We start from the raw sequence: 3,593 nt of genomic DNA on the forward strand, positions 1-3,593 counted from the left end.
TATTATGGTGATCCCCTGGGCGAAATGCGCCTGGTAAGCAGAGTTTTTGAAATGTAAGGCCTTTGAATAAGACAAAAGGCTGCCTCATCGCTAACTTTGCAACAGTGCCATAAGAATATCATCAATAAAATTGAGTGTTGCTCTGTGGATAACTTGCAGAGTTTATTAAGTATCATTGCAGCAAAGATGAAATCAATGATTTATCAAAAATGATTGAAAGGTGGTTGTAAATAATGTTACAATGTGTGAGAAGCAGTCTAAATTCTTCGTGAAATAGTGATTTTTGAAGCTAATAAAAAACACACGTGGAATTTAGGGAATACTGATGTAACACGGATTGACCGTATTGGGAGTTTGAGATGGTGACAAAGAGAGTGCAACGGATGATGTTCGCGGCGGCGGCGTGCATTCCGCTGCTGCTGGGCAGCGCGCCGCTTTATGCGCAGACGAGTGCGGTGCAGCAAAAGCTGGCGGCGCTGGAGAAAAGCAGCGGAGGGCGGCTGGGCGTCGCGCTCATCGATACCGCAGATAATACGCAGGTGCTTTATCGCGGTGATGAACGCTTTCCAATGTGCAGTACCAGTAAAGTTATGGCGGCCGCGGCGGTGCTTAAGCAGAGTGAAACGCAAAAGCAGCTGCTTAATCAGCCTGTCGAGATCAAGCCTGCCGATCTGGTTAACTACAATCCGATTGCCGAAAAACACGTCAACGGCACAATGACGCTGGCAGAACTGAGCGCGGCCGCGTTGCAGTACAGCGACAATACCGCCATGAACAAATTGATTGCCCAGCTCGGTGGCCCGGGAGGCGTGACGGCTTTTGCCCGCGCGATCGGCGATGAGACGTTTCGTCTGGATCGCACTGAACCTACGCTGAATACCGCCATTCCCGGCGACCCGAGAGACACCACCACGCCGCGGGCGATGGCGCAGACGTTGCGTCAGCTTACGCTGGGTCATGCGCTGGGCGAAACCCAGCGGGCGCAGTTGGTGACGTGGCTCAAAGGCAATACGACCGGCGCAGCCAGCATTCGGGCCGGCTTACCGACGTCGTGGACTGTGGGTGATAAGACCGGCAGCGGCGACTACGGCACCACCAATGATATTGCGGTGATCTGGCCGCAGGGTCGTGCGCCGCTGGTTCTGGTGACCTATTTTACCCAGCCGCAACAGAACGCAGAGAGCCGCCGCGATGTGCTGGCTTCAGCGGCGAGAATCATCGCCGAAGGGCTGTAACTGGTTTTGTTGAATAAATCGAACTTTTGCTGAGTTGAAGGATCAGATCACGTATCTTCCCGACAACGCAGACCGTTCCGTGGCAAAGCAAAAGTTCAAAATCACCAACTGGCCCACCTACAATAAAGCCCTCATCAACCGTGGCTCCATAACTTTCTGGCTGGATGATGAAGCTATTCAGGCCTGGTATGAGTCAGCAACACCTTCTTCACGAGGCAGACCTCAGCGCTATTCTGACCTTGCCATCACGACTGTGCTGGTCATTAAACGCGTATTCAGGCTGACCCTGCGCGCTGCGCAGGGCTTTATTGATTCCATTTTTTCTCTGATGAACGTTCCGCTACGCTGCCCGGTGTAATGTCGGTGCTGATTTGGTCTTCAATAAGGCGATTTTTAGCCCGCTTTTTCCGGGGGGATGAAATGTTATTGGATTGCTAAATGATTTCAAAAAAGGGGTAACATAGAGCGGGGATTAGTGTGGCGAGGCGCAGGTTTCCGATGGCAGGCTAAACGCAAAAAATGCGCTTTTTAGCCGGTGATGAGGTGAGGCCGGGAGGGGATGCGTCGCCGATCACAGTTTACAACAGGGTTTGATAACGGGAGGAAAAGTCATGCTGCAGGGATTGAATCATCTGACGCTGGCGGTCAGCGATCTGGCGTCAAGCCTGGCATTTTATCAGCAGTTACCTGGAATGCGCCTGCACGCCAGCTGGGATAGCGGAGCCTATCTCTCCTGTGGGGCGCTGTGGCTGTGCTTGTCGCTGGATGAGCAGCGGCGTAAAACGCCCCCTCAGGAAAGCGACTATACCCACTACGCCTTCAGCGTGGCGGAAGAAGAGTTTGCCGGGGTGGTGGCTCTGCTGGCGCAGGCGGGGGCTGAGGTATGGAAAGATAACCGCAGTGAAGGGGCGTCTTACTATTTTCTCGACCCTGACGGCCATAAGCTGGAGCTGCATGTGGGGAATCTGGCGCAGCGGCTGGCCGCCTGTCGCGAACGCCCCTACAAGGGGATGGTCTTTTTTGATTGACGGGTTAGTTCAGCTTACTGCCGGATTTCAACGTGCAGATCCACAGCGGTGAATTGATAGAGCTGAGCAAGATAGCCTTTTCGTTGAGCTTCTGAGCGTTGAGAAACAGCCGTCGTGGCTGTCGGACATCTCGCGCATAAAGTAGTCGAAAATCACGTTCGGCGATTCATCAATCGAGGAGGCGCTCGATTCCCACTGATTGATGCGGTAATGACGCTCGGTGGCCGAGATGCGTTTGCTGCTGTAGGTAAACTTCACGTAGCGTTGCAGGTAGAGCCAGCCGGCGGCGGAGTCGGTGTAACCTTCGACCACCATCGAGCCTTTACCCTGCGCGCCAAAATTGAAGTGAATATTGCCGTTAACGTTCTCTTTGTCCATGTTCTCAAAGCGCATGATGCCCTTAGTGGAACAGCTCATGACACCCGCGTTGTCGGCAGGCAGCAGCCGCCAGGCGCTAAACGCGGCGGCGGCAATAAATACCAGAACGCAGAGGGCAAAGAACGGACGCGGCGCGAGTCTCATTACGGCTTCCAGGAGTAGTAAAAGTAGTTATCGCAATAGCTGAACGGGTTATCTTCATGCATGGCGCAGTGGGCAAGGAACACGCGCCCCAGCCCGTTGGTTTCGAGCCGATCGCCGTAGAAGAAAAGAAAACGTTCACCGGGTTTACAGGCAATATTCAGCCGCTGGCGTACCTCATCGAAGTTTTTGCCGTAGGACTCTTCACTGACCGAACGTCGCATTTCATCGCTGGCCAGCAGTTCGCACTGGCTATGGCTGAGGCGGGTCAGCGCGATAGGCTGGGATTCACTGATGCCGACCAGACTGAAGGCAACCAGAAGCAGGGCAATGGTGAGCAAGCAGGCTCCGGCCATGTACCAGCACATCCCGCGAGCATGTGCGGAGCGCGGTGCGTCTGGCGTTGTCGTAACGGGCGGCGGTTCGGCAGGCGTCTGTTGTGGTGAAACCGGCGGCGCGTCGTCCAGCGCTTCGATAATGACCTCGGGATTAAGCTGCAAATAGCCGCGCGAGACGGTGACGATGATGTTATCGACGCCGTAATGGCGAAAGGTCTTCCGCAGCATGCTGAGATACTGATTCAGATTGCTGTTGGATGAGGTTAATCCATTGTCATCCCAGACTTTTTTCAGAACATCTTCCCGGCTGACAATCTCGGTATGGCGCAGAAAATAGTTAAACAGGGCGCTGGCGGTGAGGGATGGCACTGTTGCAAAGTTAGCGATGAGGCAGCCTTTTGTCTTATTCAAAGGCCTTACATTTCAAAAACTCTGCTTACCAGGCGCATTTCGCCCAGGGGATCACCATAATA

At 53.7% G+C, this 3,593-nt stretch carries 4 protein-coding genes and 1 pseudogene; 3 read left to right on the forward strand and 2 right to left on the reverse strand.

From position 1 onward, the window contains the following. The first annotated feature begins 359 nt into the window (after positions 1 to 359). The 3 genes and pseudogenes from ACJHYR_RS27155 to ACJHYR_RS27165 all read left to right on the forward strand — a co-directional run bounded on the left by ACJHYR_RS27155 (position 360) and on the right by ACJHYR_RS27165 (position 2,263). Positions 360 to 1,235, forward strand: coding sequence for an extended-spectrum class A beta-lactamase CTX-M-14 (locus ACJHYR_RS27155; RefSeq protein WP_001617865.1), 876 nt, complete (start codon positions 360 to 362; stop codon positions 1,233 to 1,235). A 34-nt stretch (positions 1,236 to 1,269) separates the two neighbouring features. Continuing rightward, positions 1,270 to 1,587, forward strand: a pseudogene (locus ACJHYR_RS27160) (IS5/IS1182 family transposase); the annotation flags it as partial. Positions 1,588 to 1,846: 259 nt separating this feature from the next. Then, positions 1,847 to 2,263 carry a fosfomycin resistance glutathione transferase FosA3 gene (locus tag ACJHYR_RS27165; protein ID WP_014839980.1) on the forward strand — a complete coding sequence of 139 codons (417 nt, stop codon included), beginning with the start codon at positions 1,847 to 1,849 and terminating at the stop codon, positions 2,261 to 2,263. A gap of 27 nt (positions 2,264 to 2,290) precedes the next feature. Here ACJHYR_RS27165 and ACJHYR_RS27170 read toward each other — a convergent pair whose 3' ends face one another. Both ACJHYR_RS27170 and ACJHYR_RS27175 read right to left on the reverse strand, forming a co-directional pair. After that, entirely contained in the window at positions 2,291 to 2,785 is a 495-nt protein-coding gene (locus tag ACJHYR_RS27170) for a FidL-like protein (protein WP_410233192.1), read from the reverse strand. Beyond that, on the reverse strand, positions 2,785 to 3,531 hold the full coding sequence (locus ACJHYR_RS27175; RefSeq protein ID WP_071448054.1) for a transcriptional regulator: 747 nt from the start codon (positions 3,529 to 3,531) through the stop codon (positions 2,785 to 2,787). Before ACJHYR_RS27175 ends, ACJHYR_RS27170 begins: the two co-directional genes overlap by 1 nt. Positions 3,532 to 3,593: the final 62 nt, after the last annotated feature.

It is taken from the genome of Escherichia sp. WS1450, assembly GCF_046487395.1.
Taxonomy (GTDB): domain Bacteria; phylum Pseudomonadota; class Gammaproteobacteria; order Enterobacterales; family Enterobacteriaceae; genus Escherichia; species Escherichia coli.